Raw genomic sequence first — 15,476 nt, 5'->3', positions numbered from 1 at the left:
TTATTCCACGCGCTGGTGGAGGCACCGCAGCCTTTTTCTATTGCCCGATACCGTCAGCCATCATACCCACACCGATCGCAAAATAGTAAGAGCGATTCCAGTGCATAATCGTGCGGAAATTATCATAAACCAGGAATGCACGGCCCTGCATGTCATCCGGTGTGATCAGCCAACTGCGCAGGCTGGAATGCGGCAGCGCTGAACCATCCGGACGCCGCACCCCACGTTTTTGCCATTCATTGACGCTGTGCGCCTGGCTATCCTTTAGCCCCACAGCCTCGGTGCTGAAGCCGGCAGGCAACCTGACCTCCCTGCCCCAACCCACACCACGCTGCCAGCCTTCGCTCGACAGATAGCGGGCCGTGGAGGCAAAGACATCGTCAACGTTGTTCCAGATATCAATGCGGCCGTCACCGTCGCCGTCCGCAGCATAGTTAAGGAACGACGTCGGCATAAATTGGCATTGCCCCATGGCACCGGCCCAGGAGCCTTTCAACTGCTCGCGGCTGACATGACCCTGCTCGAGGATTTGCAGCGCCGCCATCAGCTGTTGACTGAAAAACGCCTCGCGTCGCCCTTCAAAAGCCAAGGTGGCGAGCGCAGATATCACATCTTCACGCCCCTGGATTTTGCCGAAGGCGCTTTCCATGCCCCACAGTGCCACAACATAACGTCCCGGCACGCCGTAGTGCGCGGTGAGCCGCGAAAGCTTAGGATGATACTGCTGATATAGCGCACGGCCTTGTGCGATCTTGGCGGGTGGCAATACGCGTTTGAGGTAGTCGTCCAGCGTGATTTTCTTTTCCGGCTGATTACGGTCAGCCTTGATCACCCGATCGACAAAATGCACGTCGGTGAAAGCACTGTCGACAATCGCCGGGCTGATGCCTTGCGCCAGCGCCTGGCGCTTTAACTGTTCAACGTAGGCCGGGAACTGCGCAGGATCGCGACCCGTTTCAGAGAGTCGGCTCTGAGCCGCAGGAGTAGCTGTGCCCGACGAAGCTTCCGACACCGATGTGGCCCCTTGCGCCATCGCCTGTTGGCCGACTGTGCATCCTAACGTCAACAGCGTCGATAGCAGGGTTATTGCCGACAATCTCATCACGCGGCTCCTTTATCAGTTTTGAGCGCTTCCAGCCTCTCCTACATCTTCGCAGGTTATTTTTTGTCGCCAGACAAATGCTGGTTTAATAAATTTTCCAACGGCGGGGGGACCTGAAGATAAAACCCTTCTTCTTTCAGGGCTTCTTTCACTTTCTCAATATCCGCCGAGGCTAACTTTTCCCGCCCTTCAAGGGAAAGCACCATTGCCAATTGCGGCGTACCGAAACTTTTCATCAGATCTTCCGGCACACGGGAGAAATCGTCTTTTTTTTCGACATAAAGATAAGTTTGATCGCGTTTAGAACTTCTATAGATCACACAAAGCATGTTTTTAACTCTATTTAATTGGGGCAGCGTCTTGCCTGGATATAACTCTGACTATAACATGCTTATAGTACTTCGGAATATCGCACCCCGATTGGTATTCCGGGGATTTAAAGTTGCTGAGACTGAGTCAGGATAGATGTCACAATCGCCAATTGAGCTAAAAGGCAGCAGTTTTACCCTATCGGTTGTTCATTTGCATAATTCGGAACCCGAGGTAATACGTCAGGCGTTACTGGAAAAAGTAGAGCAAGCGCCCGCTTTTTTGAAAAACGCCCCTGTTGTTATCAACGTTGCAACGCTGAACGGCGACGCAAACTGGAAAGAACTTCAACAGGCTGTCACGGCAGCAGGTCTGCGCGTTGTGGGTATCAGCGGTTGCAGAGATGAGCGGCAGAAACGCGCAATAACCCGTGCCGGGCTGCCGTTGCTGAACGAAGGCAAAGGCCAAAAGATGGCCACACCGGAACCGGCGCCTGCGCCAGCCCCGGTGGTGGATCCCAACGCCCCCGCCAAGACGCGCATCATCAGTACCCCTGTCCGTTCCGGCCAACAAATTTATGCCCGCAACAGCGATCTGATAGTGACCAGCAGCGTTAGCGCCGGCGCTGAATTAATTGCCGATGGCAACATTCACGTCTACGGCATGATGCGCGGTCGTGCGCTGGCCGGCGCATCAGGTGATACACAGTGCCAGATTTTTTGCACGCACCTGGGTGCTGAGCTAGTCTCTATCGCAGGGCAGTACTGGTTGAGCGACCAAATCCCGTCCGACTATGTCGGGCAGGCAGTACGACTCAGCCTGTTGGATAACGCTTTAACCATACAACCTTTAAATTAAGCCCTTTTGACAAGGAATCCATTTCATGGCACGCATTATTGTTGTTACATCGGGTAAAGGGGGCGTTGGCAAGACCACTTCAAGCGCGGCCATCGCTACCGGTTTAGCCCAAAAAGGAAAGAAAACCGTAGTGATCGATTTCGATATCGGCCTGCGTAATCTTGACCTGATCATGGGCTGCGAACGCCGGGTTGTTTACGATTTCGTTAACGTGATTCAGGGTGATGCCACACTGAATCAGGCGTTGATCAAAGACAAGCGCACCGAAAATCTGTTTATCCTGCCAGCTTCGCAAACGCGTGACAAAGACGCGTTAACCCGCGAAGGCGTTGAGAAGATCCTCAACGACCTGGGCGAAATGGATTTTGATTTTGTGGTTTGTGACTCTCCGGCGGGCATCGAAACCGGCGCACTGATGGCGCTGTATTTTGCTGATGAAGCCATCATCACCACCAACCCGGAAGTCTCCTCGGTACGTGACTCTGACCGTATTCTGGGCATTTTGTCTTCCAAGTCTCGCCGTGCCGAGAGAGGCGAATCGCCAATCAAGGAACACCTGCTGCTGACCCGCTACAACCCAGGTCGCGTCAGCCGTGGCGACATGCTGAGCATGGAAGACGTGCTCGAAATTCTGCGCATTCCATTGGTCGGCGTTATCCCGGAAGACCAATCCGTGCTGCGTGCATCCAACCAGGGTGAACCGGTGATCCTCGACGCCGAGTCGGATGCCGGCAAAGCCTATGACGATACCGTTAGCCGCCTGTTAGGGGAAGAACGCCCCTTCCGCTTCATTGAAGAAGAGAAGAAGGGTTTCCTGAAACGCCTTTTTGGGGGATAAACCATGGCATTACTAGACTTCTTTCTGTCCCGCAAAAAGCAGACAGCCAATATAGCCAAGGAACGGCTGCAGATTATCGTCGCAGAGCGTCGTCGCGGGGACAGTGAGCCCCCGTATCTGCCTGATTTGAAACGCGATATTCTGGCGGTAATTTGCAAATATATTCAAATCGACCCTGAAATGCTGCACGTGCAGTTTGAGCAGAAAGGGGATGATATTTCGGTACTCGAACTCAACGTGACATTACCGGAATCGGAAGAAGTAACTAAATGAGTGTGACGCACTAATTACCCCCTGTATATTTTCTTGCAGGGGGTAACTGTATGCATAACCAGTTATTGAGATAAAAAACGCCTAATAATCGTTTTTAGCCTTTGGGATTAATCTCAATTAATCTTGCGTCACTGTTGTTTAAAGTAAATGCTGTCGGTAAGTGTTGTTATGGTTATTTCTAATAAATAATCGGAGCAGCGTTTCCTTACCCTGCCCCAAGTTTTACCACTCGATTAATAATCCTTCAAAATAGCCTGCAGTGGCGCCGCCAATAAATCACCGCGCCAACCGCTGATTAATTCTGGCAGGCTGTCAGCACCCTTCAATTTCCAATGCCAATTCAGCAGTTGGTTAATCTGTCGGCGCGATGCCAGTAATTCACTGCTCAACCCGCTTTGCTCACTGACAATGACGATCGCCGCCTTGATATCCTTGAACACTTTCTTGTAGCCCGGCTGATCGATCAGGTTCGACAGCGGTGCTGGCAGTGCAGCCTCATCCAGCTCATTAGCCTCTGCCACCAGCGCCAACAGCGTTTTACCGTGATAACGAATTTCCGGACCGCTCAGGCCCAGAGAGTCCAATTCCCCCAGCGATGTCGGCATATGTCGCGCCACCTGCCAAAGGTTTTCCTCACGTACCACGAAGTTTACCGCCAGATCGCGCTCACGCGCCTGACGCAGGCGCCATTCAGCCAGCTTCTGCAAGCAGCCCAACTGACGCGGACGCAGTTGCCAGGCATTGGTGATTTCACGGTAGGCCAATTCTGGCGCCAGCGTCTCGCTACGGCGTTGGCATAGCAACAGGCATTCGTTGTTAGCGGCAGCCGTCCAACCGGCCTCTTCCGTCTCCTGAACCAGCCGTTTGGCCATCGGCAGCAGATAGAACACGTCAGCCGCCGCATAGACGCACTGTTTTTCCGTCAGCGGACGCGCCAGCCAGTCGGTGCGGGCTTCGCTTTTATCCAACTCCACCTGCATATACTCCGCCACCAGGGTCGCAAAACCGCAAGACAGCGGTCGACCGGTGAAGGCCGCCAGAATTTGGGTGTCCACCATCGGAGTCGGCAGCGTTTTGAACGCGTTGAGGAACACTTCCAGATCCTCACTGCCGGCGTGCAGGAACTTCACAATCTGAGTATTACTCAGCAGCTCGATAAACGGCTGCCATTGCTTGATTGGCAGGGGGTCAATCAGGGAGAGTTGTTCACCGTCGTATAACTGAATCAGGCCTAACTGCGGATAATAGGTGCGCGTTCTGACAAATTCGGTGTCCAGCGCTATCTGGGCATGCTTTTTCGCCTGCTCGCAGACCTGCTGCAATCCGGCATCGGTAGTGATCAACTGATAGTTCAAAACGTCATTCTCTTGGTCGCTTTCATGATTCAAACACAACAACGCCGGCATTCACCGGCGTTGTTGATCTGTAAGGCGTGGATGATAACCTAGGCGGCATCGGCCGCTGCAGGTTTTTTCTGCTCATCACGCAGTTCTCGCCGCAAAATTTTACCGACGTTAGACTTCGGCAACTCGTCACGGAACTCAACAATTTTAGGCACTTTATACCCGGTAAGCTGCCGACGACAATGGGTCAACAGTTCTTCTTTGGTCAGCGAAGCGTCTTTCTTCACCACGCAAATTTTAACCGTCTCACCGGTTACCTCATTCGGCACGCCAATCGCCGCGCATTCCAATACTTTCGGATGCTGACTGACCACGTCTTCAATCTCGTTCGGGTATACGTTAAACCCGGAAACCAGGATCATGTCCTTCTTCCGGTCGACGACGCGGACAAAGCCCATATCGTCCACTGTAACGATATCACCGGTCGCGAGCCAGCCATCTTTCAATACTTCATCGGTGGCATCCGGCCGCTGCCAGTAGCCTAACATAACTTGCGGTCCTTTGACCCACAGTTCACCCGGCTCACCAACCGGCACGTCATGACCGTTATCGTCCACCAGCCGAATATCCGTCGAGGGTACAGGCAAACCGATACTGCCGCTGTAGTGTTTCAGATCGTAAGGGTTACCGGAGACCAGCGGCGCACATTCCGTCAGGCCGTATCCTTCCAGCAAGTGCTTACCGGTGGTTTTCTCCCACTTGTCCGCCACCGATTTCTGTACTGACATGCCGCCGCCGACGGAAAAACGCAGGGTGGAGAAATCCAGCTTGTGGAAGTCCTCGTTGTTCAATAGCGCATTGAACAGGGTGTTCACCCCACTCATGGCGGTGAACGGATATTTGCCCAGCTCTTTCACCAGCCCTGGAATGTCGCGTGGGTTGGTGATCAGCAAATTGCGCCCACCCAAATCGATAAACAGCAGGCAGTTCACCGTCAGCGCGAAAATGTGATACAGCGGCAGCGCCGTTACCACCAACTCCTGCCCTTCACGAAACAGCGGCAAATAGGCAGCTTTGGCCTGCTCCAGGTTGGCCTGCATATTACGGTGTGTCAGCATCGCGCCTTTGGCCACGCCGGTAGTCCCACCGGTATACTGCAGGAACGCCAGATCGGTGTTGATAATATCGGGTTTAACATACTGTTGGCGACGCCCGCGCTGGAGCGCACTGCGAAAAGAAACGGCAGCCGGTAGATGATATTTCGGCACCAGCCGCTTGATGTATTTGACGACGAAGTTAACCAGCGTGCCTTTGGCGGCGGAGAGCTGATCGCCCATACGCGTCAGGATCACATGCTTGACCTGGGTGTTGAACACCACTTTTTCCAGCGTGTGAGCAAAGTTGGAGACGATCACGATGGCACTTGCGCCACTGTCATTCAGTTGATGTTCCAATTCACGTGGCGTATACAGCGGGTTAACGTTCACCACCACCATACCCGCACGTAAGATACCAAACAGCGCGATGGGATACTGCAACAGGTTCGGCATCATCAGAGCAACGCGGTCGCCTTTCTGCAGCCCCAGCTCATTTTGCAGGTAAGCCGCGAAAGCCCGACTACGTTCTTCCAGCTTGCGGTAGGTCATCACCTCACCCATGTTAATGAAAGCCGGTTGATCTGCGTAGCGCTGAACCGCATTTTCAAACATTTCGACCAAAGATGAATAACGATCGGCGTCGATCTCTGCCGGAACATCCGCCGGGTAACGTTTTAACCAGACCTTATCCAAGGTATTACTCCTGAAATTATTATTCATTATCATCATCGCAGCCCCCAAATATGCAGCCAAACCATAACAATATTTTAACTCAGCAGACCAGTTTGAGTTTTAAACAATATTCAGGTTGCGATGTACGTCACTAATTGGCGGTCATTCCCTACGCCAAAAGAATAAGGCGGCCGGAGCCGCCCTATTAAAATTTAACAACAAGCAAGCATTACTCGGTAACGATGGTTTGCACCTGCACTGGGCCAGGGTTGTACCAGCCATACCCCACGCCCCAACCGGGGCCCCAGGTACCGCTACGCCAGCCCCAGGGGCCCATCGGCGCCGGTGGCATCATCACCTGCTGAGACAGATGCCAGCGTTTGTAGCCAGTGGCATTCATGGTAACAAACTTGTACGGTGTCATGCCGATCTTGCCGTCTTTCACGCCGGTGATTGGCCCAACTACCGTCACTAACTGGCCCTTAAAATCAACCGGTTCCAGGAAGCCATTAACCGAGGCTATCAGACGACCCCGTGACGGCTCACCCAATATCGGCCGGGCGCCGGAATCGAGCGGCACGGCCGCAATTTCCAGTAACGTGCGCCCCTGCTCATTGGCAACGTTCACAACGGTACCGCCAAAGCGAGCTTCAGCGCCGACAAACAGGTTCGGCGCATTCTGTACCGAAGACAGTTGCTGCACCGGCGTTGCCGTGCTGCCTTTAATCGCATCAGGCACGGTTACGCAACCTGACAGCGCCAGCACGCTGCCGGCAATAGCCAGCAGCGACATTTTTTTACAAACAGTGCGGGTTAACATCGTCGCAATCTCCTGAAATGGCTGTAACTTTGACATCAATTCACGGAGCAAGTTGCAGATCATTCCTATCCCTATTGCCGCCAAAGCACAATAGGTTGCGGCTATTCGCGCCCCGGCAATTTTTTCCAGGTGACTTCATTACGCAAATAGGTCGGCTCGGCATTTTCTACCGCGACCGCCAAACCCTGTTGCCAGGCATGCAGCGCCAACGGCAGCATATCTTCCGCCTGCGGTAACAACATTTGCCCATCGCTCAGGGTTAACGTGGAACCGGCAACCAAATCCGGATAGGTTTGCCAGCCGGTGCCGACATGCGCCCAGTGGCCTTGCAGACCTTGCGCGCGCACCAGCGCCTGCGCCGGGGTAAGTACCGCTTCACCTTCACTTTCAAGCCAGTTACCGTCCTGCTGACGTTCAAACTGACCCCAGTAGACTTCGCCCATACGCGCATCTATCGCCGACAGCACACGGTCAGCCCCGGTGAGTCGCCAGGCGCCCTGCGCCATGGTTTGCAGCGTGGAAACGCCCAGCAAGGGCAAGTCGGCGCCCAGCGCCAAGCCCTGAGCAATGCCAATGCCGATACGCACGCCGGTAAAGCTGCCCGGCCCGCGGCCAAAAGCCAGCGCATCGAGCTGGCCAAGGGTGACCCCGGATTCCGCCAGCACCTGCTGCACCATAGGTAAAATACGTTGCGTATGCTCACGTGGGCACAGCTCAAACAGGGCGTGGATTTCGCCTTGATTCCAGATAGCAACGGAACAGGCTTCCGTCGCTGTATCGATCGCTAAAATTCGCGTGGACATGCCAACCTCAGGCGGGAAAAAAACAGGGTTTTTCATACAGGGCGCGCATTGTAGCACAGCCCTGGGGTCACGCCTATCCGCTAGCGATCTGCCTGCAGGAAGGCAATCGCCTGGGCGATATCGCGGGTACGCGGCGTCGGCGGCAGGCTATTGAGGAAAACTTCACCATAGGGGCGCATCACCAACCGATTGTCGCAAATCACCAGCACGCCGCGATCGTCGGTATCGCGGATCAGGCGTCCAACCCCCTGTTTCAGGGTAATGACCGCGTCCGGAAGTTGCACATCGTTGAATGGGTCGCCGCCACGTAATCGGCAGTCTTCAATCCGGGCTTTCAACAGCGGATCATCGGGTGAGGTAAACGGCAGTTTGTCGATAATCACGCACGACAATGCATCGCCGCGTACATCTACCCCCTCCCAGAAGCTGCTGGTCGCCACCAACAGGGCATTGCCGGCCTCGACAAACTGAGCCAGCAACTGCCCCTTGCTGGTTTCCCCCTGCAACAACACCGGCAAGGTCATGGTGGCACGGAACTCTTCCGCCAATTCCCGCATCATCTGGTGCGAAGTACAAAGGAAGAAGCAGCGGCCGTTATTGGCTTCAATCAGCGGCCGTAGCATGCGTGCCAATTGCCGCGCGCCGCCAGGCTGGTTTGGTGAGGGTAAAAAGCGCGGTACGCACAGCAAGGCCTGTTTGGCGTAATCGAATGGGCTGGCCAGCAGCAGCGTTTTGGCCTTATTCAACCCCAGACGCTCGGTAAAGTGGCCCATCTGCTCGTTAACCGACAGCGTTGCCGAGGTGAAAATCCAGCTGCCCGGTTTTTCATCCAGCAACTCACGGAAACGATCGGCCACCGTCAGCGGCGTCAATGCCAGTACAAAGTGACGCGAGTTGCACTCATACCAATAGCTGAACCCCGGTTCATTGACCTCTTTCAAACGTTTGAGACGTGCACGATATAACGTAGCGCGTTCAAAAGCCGCGTCCAACAAGGCCGAACGGCCAAGGGAAAGTTTGACCACGTCATAACACAGCTCCAGCGCATCATCGAGCAGCAGCAAGGCGCGTTGTACATTGGGCTGGCTCAGCACCTCGCGCAGGTTGCCGCGAAACCCTGGTTCTCCCAACATCAAACGAAAATCCTGCGTGCTTTGGCTGAGGCGGTCGGCGCTTTTTTGCAGCTGTGCGGCATCGCGCACTTCGGTGCGATAGGCAATGGAAATGTCTTTGGCCAGGTCCAGCAGTTGACGACTGGTCAGTTGCTTACCGAAATACTGGCTGGCGATATCGGGGATCTGATGCGCTTCATCGAAGATCATCACATCGGCCTCAGGGATCAGTTCGGCAAAGCCGCCCTCCTTCACCACCATATCGGCCAGGAACAGATGGTGGTTCACCACCACCACATCGGCATCCATGGCGCGACGACGCGCTTTGACCACAAAGCAATCTTTATACAAAGGGCAATCGCTGCCCAGGCAGTTGTCGTTAGTGCTGGTCACCAGCGGCCAAACGAAGCTGTCTTCCGCCACGTCGCTGCAACTGCTGATGTCGCCCTCTTTGGTCATGGACGACCATTTGCGCAGATGGACCAGATCGATCAGCGTTTGCCCGGCCAACTCGCCGCCAGCCATCGACTGTTGCTCCAGACGTTCCAGACACAGGTAATTGGAGCGCCCTTTCAGCAGCGCCATCTTGCCTTTGTACTTCAGTGCCTTGGCCACGGTGGGCAAATCGCGTGCATAAAGCTGATCCTGCAACGCTTTTGACCCGGTGGAAATAATCACTTTGCGATCGGCCCGCAGTGCCGGCACCAGATAGGCGTAGGTTTTGCCGGTACCGGTGCCCGCTTCGACCACCAGTTCCTGCTTGAAATTAATGGCTTCGGTGACCGCTTCCGCCATCTGCCGCTGTGCTTCACGCGGTTTGAAACCCTTGATTGCCTGCGCCAGGGCGCCGTCTGTTGCGAAATCGTCTGCCACGCTATCTCTCTGCCGATGTAATTCAGCGCTAATTATGCCTATCCTGCCGCGTGGCTACCACCGACTTTATCGTCACACATTTCTGCCGATGGCTGTGTTACCCTTAACGCGATGATGATATGGAGATAATTGAATGAATATCGAACGAATTGATCCAGACAAACGTTGGTCCGAAGCCGTCGTTCACAACGACACCGTCTATTACACCAGCGTGCCGGAAAACCTGGATGATGACGCTACCGCCCAAACCGCGAACGCCCTGGCAGCAATTGACGTGATCCTGGCGCGCGTTGGGTCAGATAAAAGCCGGGTGCTGGACGCCACCATTTTTCTGGCCGACGATGCCGATTTTGCTGCCATGAACGCCGCCTGGGATGCCTGGGTAGTTGCGGGTAGCGCGCCGGTACGCTGCACCGTGCAAGCCAAATTGATGAATCCGAAGTACAAGGTCGAAATCAAAATTATTGCTGCGGTATAAACGAAAAAACCGCAGACGATAACGCCTGCGGTTTTATTTTCATCTGCTGCTTAAGCCAGCTTGATGATCACCATACCTGCCAGCAACAACACCAAACCAATCCAGCCTTTGGCATTCAGGCGCTGACCGAACAGGATCCAGCCGGCGGCGATTGTCGCGGCAATACCGAAACCACCCCACAATGCATAAGCCACCGACAGGTCTATCCCCTTCACCGCCTGTGCCAGAGCACTGAACGCCCCCAGCACCGACAGCAATGAAAGCAGGCCTAACCAGATTTTACGGAAACCGTCTGACATCTTCAGGAAGATGTTGGCGACAATTTCCAACACAATCGCCAGTCCCAAGAACCCAATGTGGTACAACTCAAGCTGTTGCATGGTTGTCACCTCGCGGGCTGGCCTGTTTTCGTGGTTTGCGGGTACCGGACTTCACCAACAAGATCCCGGCGATCAACGTCACCAGACCCAGCACCTTCAAGGCCGAGATGGGCTCATCGAACCACAATACGCTGAACAAGGTAATAAACAGGATACCGATCCCTTCCCACAGCGCGTAAGCAACGCCAAGGGCAACGCGTTTAATCGCCAATGACAGCATGACGTATGATGCAGTGATCATCACATACATCACAATATGACCGGTCATGCCGCCGCTAACGCTGGCGTATTTCATGGACAGGGTACCGATAATTTCGGCCACGATGGCCAAGCCTAAAAAGATCCAATAAATCATAATTTCTCTCCCAAACGGCGAATAACGCACGCTAAGGCATATTTATCCCGATTTATCTCGTCAGACAGGCGCAACGAGGCGCTGACGACGCAGAGATCCCTGGGGATAAACTGACCCAAACGTAATAAAGAAGTTTGCCCGGCTACGCGGAATGACGGAGGACTGAGCCTGTCACCAGCACCGGTTAAGGGAGAAAGACGCTATAGCTCGCTGCACCAGTGATGCTCACTGGCAAGGATGGCAGACAGGAAAAGCTGGCAAGTAGAGGTTCTGAGGGTAATTCCATTAGTTGTCATCATAATTATTCTCTATTCTCAGCCGCACATTATCTTGTTACACGGAGTGCGATTTGCCCAATATCCTCATCAAGTAAAATTTTCAACTGCGATAGTTGTACCATAGCCAAAAAAAGAAAGCAAACCGCCGTTTTCACAAAAACTATTAAAAAAAAGTTTAAAAATAAGAAAGTTAAGTAATTTAAAAATAAAAAAAGGCTCAACACGTCGTTGAGCCTTCGTTTAGCGTGGTGCGGGCAAATAATCGTCAAACCCAGACGCGGCGCGGGTTAGGCCGCAGCGCCGCTGACCGCGGTACGTGCCAGTTCGGTGATGCGAGCGTAGTCGCCCTTTTCCAACGCATCGGCCGGAACCAACCAGGAACCGCCGATACACAACACGCTTTTCAGCGCCAGGTAATCACGGTAGTTGTTTGGCGTGATGCCCCCGGTCGGGCAGAAACGCACCTGCGGGAATGGACCGCCGATCGCCTGCAACGCCTTCACGCCACCGTTGGCTTCCGCCGGGAAGAATTTGAACTCACGCAGCCCGTGATCCATGCCCAGCATCAGCTCTGAAACAGTGCTAATACCCGGGATCAATGGAATCGTGCCTGCGGTTGCGGCCTTCAGCAGCGCGTCCGTCAGGCCGGGGCTGATAGCGAATTGCGCGCCGGCCTCGGTCACTGCCTGCAACTGCTGCGGGTTAATCACCGTACCGGCACCGATAATTGCCTCCGGCACCTCTGCCGCGATAGCGCGGATCGCCTCCATGGCGCAGTCGGTGCGCAATGTGACTTCCAGCACGCGCACACCACCGGCTACCAGCGCCCTGGCCAGCGGCACCGCATGTTCCAGCGTGTTGATCACTATCACCGGAACCACCGGGCCTGCGGTCAGGATCTGTTCTGCGCTGGTTTTCCAGTTTTTCATCGTTACTTCTCCATTACTTACGGGTTATCAATGGCACGCCCCTGCCACAGGGCCCCACGCATTAAAGCGCAGGCGTCCGGCCGTACCCCAAGTGATGTTGCGCCCCGGTACTGCGGGCAAAAAAATGCCGGCAGATAAGCTGCCGGCAGGGTGATTACTCGAACTCGTTCCAGGAACGGCCGTCGCGGGTGATCATCGCTACTGAAGCGACAGGGCCCCAGGTGCCGGATTGGTACGGCTTAGGTGCCTCGTTATCCGCTTTCCACGCGTCCATAATGGAGTCAACCCACTTCCAGGCTTCTTCCACTTCGTCGCGGCGCACGAACAGCGCCTGGATGCCACGCATGGTTTCCAGTAACAGACGCTCATAGGCGTCAGCCACATGCTCCTGGTTGAAGGTTTCGGAGAAACTCAGATCCAGCTTGGTGGTTTGCAGACGGTGCTTGTGATCCAGACCCGGCACCTTGTTCAACACCTGAATTTCGATGCCTTCATCCGGCTGCAGACGAATGGTCAATTTGTTCTGCGGCAACTGCTGGTAAGAATCGCTGAACAGGTTCAATGGCGGGTTCTTGAAGTAGACCACCACTTCAGAACATTTGGTCGGCAGACGCTTACCGGTACGCAGGTAGAATGGCACGCCGGCCCACTGCCAGTTGTCGATATCAACGCGGATTGAGACGAAGGTTTCAGTATTGCTGCTTTTATTCGCCCCTTCCTCTTCCAGATAACCCGGCACCTTTTTGCCCTGCACGAAGCCGGCAGTGTACTGACCACGCACCGTGGTTTCACGTACATTGGTCTGATCGATGCGGCGCAGTGAACGCAGTACCTTCACTTTCTCGTCGCGAATACGGTCAGTCGTCAGATCCGCCGGTGGCGACATGGCAATCATGGTCAGGATTTGCAACAGGTGGTTCTGGATCATGTCGCGCATCTGACCGGCCTGGTCAAAGTAGCCCCAGCGCCCTTCAATACCCACCTCTTCCGCTACGGTGATCTGTACGGAGTCGATGGTGCGGTTATCCCAGTTGGAGGCGAACAACGAGTTGGCGAAGCGCAGCGCCAGCAGGTTCAGTACCGTCTCTTTACCGAGATAATGGTCGATACGATAAACCTGGCTCTCGTTGAAATATTCCGCGACCTGATCGTTGATCACGCGTGAAGAAGCGAGATCGGTGCCCAGCGGTTTTTCCATTACCACGCGCGCCGGCTCGTGGTTCAACTTGGCTTCGCCCAACCCTTTGCAAATCGCGCCAAAAGTGCTTGGCGGCATGGCAAAGTAGTTAATGGTGGTGCGATGTTTCTGGTCCAGCATTTTACCCAATTTGGTAAAATTCTTGCTGTCGTTCACATCCAGGTTGCAGAAATCCAGGCGCGCGCTCAGCGTCGCCCAGAGCTCGTCATCCAGTTTTTCTTTCATAAAGGTGCCAAGCGCTTCCTTGACCACCTTGATATAGGCTTCTTTATCCCACTCGGCACGGCCGACGCCGATGATGCGGGTATCCGGATGGATATGACCGGCTTTCTCTAACTGGTACAGGGAAGGCAACAGCTTACGACGCGCCAAATCGCCTTTCGCGCCGAAAATAACCAGGTCACACGCCTGGGCTGTAGAGGTTACCGCCATGTTCATCTCCTCGTTGCAGGATATTTGTAATTTTCTTACATTACTAATGTACTCTCTTTGACTACGGCCAGTAAACCCGGATCAAAAGTAGAAAAAAAGCCCCAGAAAATGCAGTGTTAAGCGCTACCGGCTCTAAACGTAGGTGCCCGAGCCAAAAACTGTAATTTTCTGTCTTTTTTGATGCTCTTTTACCATTATGAAAGTTAGACACAGGTCATGTTCTGATGAAAAAAGCCTGCATACCCTCTGTCGACACTGCCAACGGTTACCAGCACGTAGTATATTTCCATTAAACCGGCATTGATTTCTCCTTTGATTGAAATCGACATACCCTATGGATTTCAAGTTATAGCAACTGCCATCACCCCGCTGTAGCTTGAAATGCGACGGGTATAAACCATGAGTGACCCTCGTTATATGAATACGCTGGAAAAAATCCAGAGTCATCTGGAGCTGCTGAGCAAATCTGAACGGAAAGTCGCTGAGGTGATCCTGGCCTCCCCGCAGACCGCCATCCACTCCAGTATCGCGACGCTGGCCAGAATGGCAGACGTCAGCGAACCCACCGTCAACCGTTTTTGTCGCCGTCTCGATACCAAAGGCTTCCCCGATTTCAAACTGCATCTTGCCCAAAGCCTGGCCAATGGCACTCCGTACGTAAACCGTAACGTGGAGGAAGATGACAGCGTCGATGCCTATACCGGTAAAATATTCGAATCGGTGATGGCCAGTCTGGATACAGTAAAGGCAAATTTGGATATTGCCGCAATCAATCGTGCGGTTGATCTACTTACCCAGGCAAAAAAAATCTCTTTCTTCGGTTTGGGGGCCTCTGCGGCGGTCGCTCACGACGCGATGAACAAATTTTTTCGCTTTAATATCCCGGTGGTCTACTTCGACGATATCGTCATGCAACGTATGGGCTGCATGAATTCCAGCGAAGGGGACGTAGTGGTGTTAATCTCCCACACCGGTCGTACCAAAAACCTGGTGGAAATGGCGCAGCTGGCGCGTGAAAACGACGCCACGGTTATCGCCATCACCTCACGCGATACCCCTCTGGCGCACGAGGCAACCCTGGCGTTGTTGCTTGATGTTCCCGAAGATACCGACGTTTATATGCCGATGGTGTCACGAATTGCGCAATTAACGCTCATAGACGTGCTCGCCACCGGATTTACCTTGCGCAGAGGGGCCAAATTCAGAGATAACTTGAAGCGGGTCAAGGAAGCGTTGAAAGAATCGCGCTTTGATAAGGGTGTCGTTATCCCCAACAATTTCGACTCGTAACCGATGTGAAAAAACCTGTCGTTCAAGATCATCTGG

General features: G+C 53.9%; 16 protein-coding genes. 5 read left to right on the top strand and 11 right to left on the bottom strand.

Annotation, left to right across the window (positions count from 1 at the left end):
- Positions 1–37 precede the first annotated feature (37 nt).
- Positions 38–1,102 carry a lytic murein transglycosylase gene (locus tag AC1RKG_RS10810; protein WP_187961470.1) on the bottom strand — a complete coding sequence of 355 codons (1,065 nt, stop codon included), beginning with the start codon at positions 1,100–1,102 and terminating at the stop codon, positions 38–40.
- Between the two features lie 56 nt (positions 1,103–1,158).
- Positions 1,159–1,431: a YcgL domain-containing protein gene (locus tag AC1RKG_RS10805; RefSeq protein WP_020827240.1), complete on the bottom strand. Its 273-nt coding sequence runs from the start codon at positions 1,429–1,431 to the stop codon at positions 1,159–1,161.
- Between the two features lie 136 nt (positions 1,432–1,567).
- On the opposite strand from AC1RKG_RS10805, the gene minC reads away from it, so the two are divergent.
- The 3 genes from minC to minE are packed head-to-tail and all read left to right on the top strand — an operon-like array spanning position 1,568 to position 3,380.
- Complete coding sequence (gene minC, locus AC1RKG_RS10800; protein WP_020827241.1) at positions 1,568–2,269, top strand: septum site-determining protein MinC; 702 nt, start codon at positions 1,568–1,570, stop codon at positions 2,267–2,269.
- Between the two features lie 25 nt (positions 2,270–2,294).
- A complete protein-coding gene (gene minD, locus AC1RKG_RS10795) occupies positions 2,295–3,107 on the top strand; it encodes a septum site-determining protein MinD (protein WP_020827242.1) in 813 nt (270 codons plus the stop codon).
- Positions 3,108–3,110: 3 nt separating this feature from the next.
- Positions 3,111–3,380, top strand: a complete 270-nt coding sequence (minE, locus tag AC1RKG_RS10790) for a cell division topological specificity factor MinE (protein WP_012145482.1) — start codon at positions 3,111–3,113, stop codon at positions 3,378–3,380.
- A gap of 233 nt (positions 3,381–3,613) precedes the next feature.
- On the opposite strand, the gene rnd is transcribed toward minE, so the two are convergent.
- The 5 genes from rnd to yoaA all read right to left on the bottom strand — a co-directional run bounded on the left by rnd (position 3,614) and on the right by yoaA (position 10,100).
- Complete coding sequence (rnd, locus tag AC1RKG_RS10785) at positions 3,614–4,735, bottom strand: ribonuclease D (protein ID WP_041415435.1); 1,122 nt, start codon at positions 4,733–4,735, stop codon at positions 3,614–3,616.
- An 89-nt stretch (positions 4,736–4,824) separates the two neighbouring features.
- A complete protein-coding gene (gene fadD / locus AC1RKG_RS10780) occupies positions 4,825–6,513 on the bottom strand; it encodes a long-chain-fatty-acid--CoA ligase FadD (protein ID WP_493182979.1) in 1,689 nt (562 codons plus the stop codon).
- Positions 6,514–6,721: 208 nt separating this feature from the next.
- A complete protein-coding gene (locus AC1RKG_RS10775; RefSeq protein ID WP_041415437.1) occupies positions 6,722–7,312 on the bottom strand; it encodes a Slp family lipoprotein in 591 nt (196 codons plus the stop codon).
- Positions 7,313–7,413: 101 nt separating this feature from the next.
- On the bottom strand, positions 7,414–8,115 hold the full coding sequence (gene tsaB, locus AC1RKG_RS10770) for a tRNA (adenosine(37)-N6)-threonylcarbamoyltransferase complex dimerization subunit type 1 TsaB (protein ID WP_041415440.1): 702 nt from the start codon (positions 8,113–8,115) through the stop codon (positions 7,414–7,416).
- An 80-nt stretch (positions 8,116–8,195) separates the two neighbouring features.
- Entirely contained in the window at positions 8,196–10,100 is a 1,905-nt protein-coding gene (yoaA, locus tag AC1RKG_RS10765; protein WP_046373351.1) for a DNA repair helicase YoaA, read from the bottom strand.
- Positions 10,101–10,233: 133 nt separating this feature from the next.
- On the opposite strand from yoaA, the gene AC1RKG_RS10760 reads away from it, so the two are divergent.
- Positions 10,234–10,578 carry a RidA family protein gene (locus tag AC1RKG_RS10760; RefSeq protein ID WP_020827248.1) on the top strand — a complete coding sequence of 115 codons (345 nt, stop codon included), beginning with the start codon at positions 10,234–10,236 and terminating at the stop codon, positions 10,576–10,578.
- 50 nt (positions 10,579–10,628) lie between these two features.
- Here the strand turns inward: AC1RKG_RS10760 and mdtI are convergent, their stop codons facing one another.
- From mdtI to zwf, 4 genes are all read right to left on the bottom strand, one after another.
- The gene (gene mdtI, locus AC1RKG_RS10755) at positions 10,629–10,958 is read right to left on the bottom strand and encodes a multidrug/spermidine efflux SMR transporter subunit MdtI (RefSeq protein WP_020827249.1); all 330 of its coding nucleotides are present in this window, start codon (positions 10,956–10,958) and stop codon (positions 10,629–10,631) included.
- Positions 10,945–11,313 carry a multidrug/spermidine efflux SMR transporter subunit MdtJ gene (mdtJ, locus tag AC1RKG_RS10750; protein WP_046373350.1) on the bottom strand — a complete coding sequence of 123 codons (369 nt, stop codon included), beginning with the start codon at positions 11,311–11,313 and terminating at the stop codon, positions 10,945–10,947. Before mdtJ ends, mdtI begins: the two co-directional genes overlap by 14 nt.
- Positions 11,314–11,878: 565 nt before the next feature.
- Complete coding sequence (locus AC1RKG_RS10745) at positions 11,879–12,520, bottom strand: bifunctional 4-hydroxy-2-oxoglutarate aldolase/2-dehydro-3-deoxy-phosphogluconate aldolase (protein WP_493182977.1); 642 nt, start codon at positions 12,518–12,520, stop codon at positions 11,879–11,881.
- A 154-nt stretch (positions 12,521–12,674) separates the two neighbouring features.
- The gene (gene zwf / locus AC1RKG_RS10740; RefSeq protein ID WP_020827252.1) at positions 12,675–14,150 is read right to left on the bottom strand and encodes a glucose-6-phosphate dehydrogenase; all 1,476 of its coding nucleotides are present in this window, start codon (positions 14,148–14,150) and stop codon (positions 12,675–12,677) included.
- Between the two features lie 417 nt (positions 14,151–14,567).
- Between zwf and AC1RKG_RS10735 the strand changes: the two genes are divergently transcribed.
- Positions 14,568–15,440, top strand: a complete 873-nt coding sequence (locus AC1RKG_RS10735; protein WP_020827253.1) for a MurR/RpiR family transcriptional regulator — start codon at positions 14,568–14,570, stop codon at positions 15,438–15,440.
- Positions 15,441–15,476: the final 36 nt, after the last annotated feature.

Source organism: Serratia sp. GW822-FHT06D09 (assembly GCF_058799515.1).
The sequence above is the reverse complement of the archived record's forward strand: the minus strand, read 5'-3'. Positions and strand labels throughout refer to the sequence as shown.

Coding starts and splice junctions, on each gene's coding strand:
- AC1RKG_RS10810 (WP_187961470.1), bottom strand. CDS start 1,102: ATGAGATTGTCGGCAATAACCCTGCTATCGACGCTGTTGACGTTAGGA.
- AC1RKG_RS10805 (WP_020827240.1), bottom strand. CDS start 1,431: ATGCTTTGTGTGATCTATAGAAGTTCTAAACGCGATCAAACTTATCTT.
- minC (WP_020827241.1), top strand. CDS start 1,568: ATGTCACAATCGCCAATTGAGCTAAAAGGCAGCAGTTTTACCCTATCG.
- minD (WP_020827242.1), top strand. CDS start 2,295: ATGGCACGCATTATTGTTGTTACATCGGGTAAAGGGGGCGTTGGCAAG.
- minE (WP_012145482.1), top strand. CDS start 3,111: ATGGCATTACTAGACTTCTTTCTGTCCCGCAAAAAGCAGACAGCCAAT.
- AC1RKG_RS10775 (WP_041415437.1), bottom strand. CDS start 7,312: ATGTTAACCCGCACTGTTTGTAAAAAAATGTCGCTGCTGGCTATTGCC.
- tsaB (WP_041415440.1), bottom strand. CDS start 8,115: ATGTCCACGCGAATTTTAGCGATCGATACAGCGACGGAAGCCTGTTCC.
- AC1RKG_RS10760 (WP_020827248.1), top strand. CDS start 10,234: ATGAATATCGAACGAATTGATCCAGACAAACGTTGGTCCGAAGCCGTC.
- mdtI (WP_020827249.1), bottom strand. CDS start 10,958: ATGCAACAGCTTGAGTTGTACCACATTGGGTTCTTGGGACTGGCGATT.
- mdtJ (WP_046373350.1), bottom strand. CDS start 11,313: ATGATTTATTGGATCTTTTTAGGCTTGGCCATCGTGGCCGAAATTATC.
- AC1RKG_RS10745 (WP_493182977.1), bottom strand. CDS start 12,520: ATGAAAAACTGGAAAACCAGCGCAGAACAGATCCTGACCGCAGGCCCG.
- zwf (WP_020827252.1), bottom strand. CDS start 14,150: ATGGCGGTAACCTCTACAGCCCAGGCGTGTGACCTGGTTATTTTCGGC.
- AC1RKG_RS10735 (WP_020827253.1), top strand. CDS start 14,568: ATGAATACGCTGGAAAAAATCCAGAGTCATCTGGAGCTGCTGAGCAAA.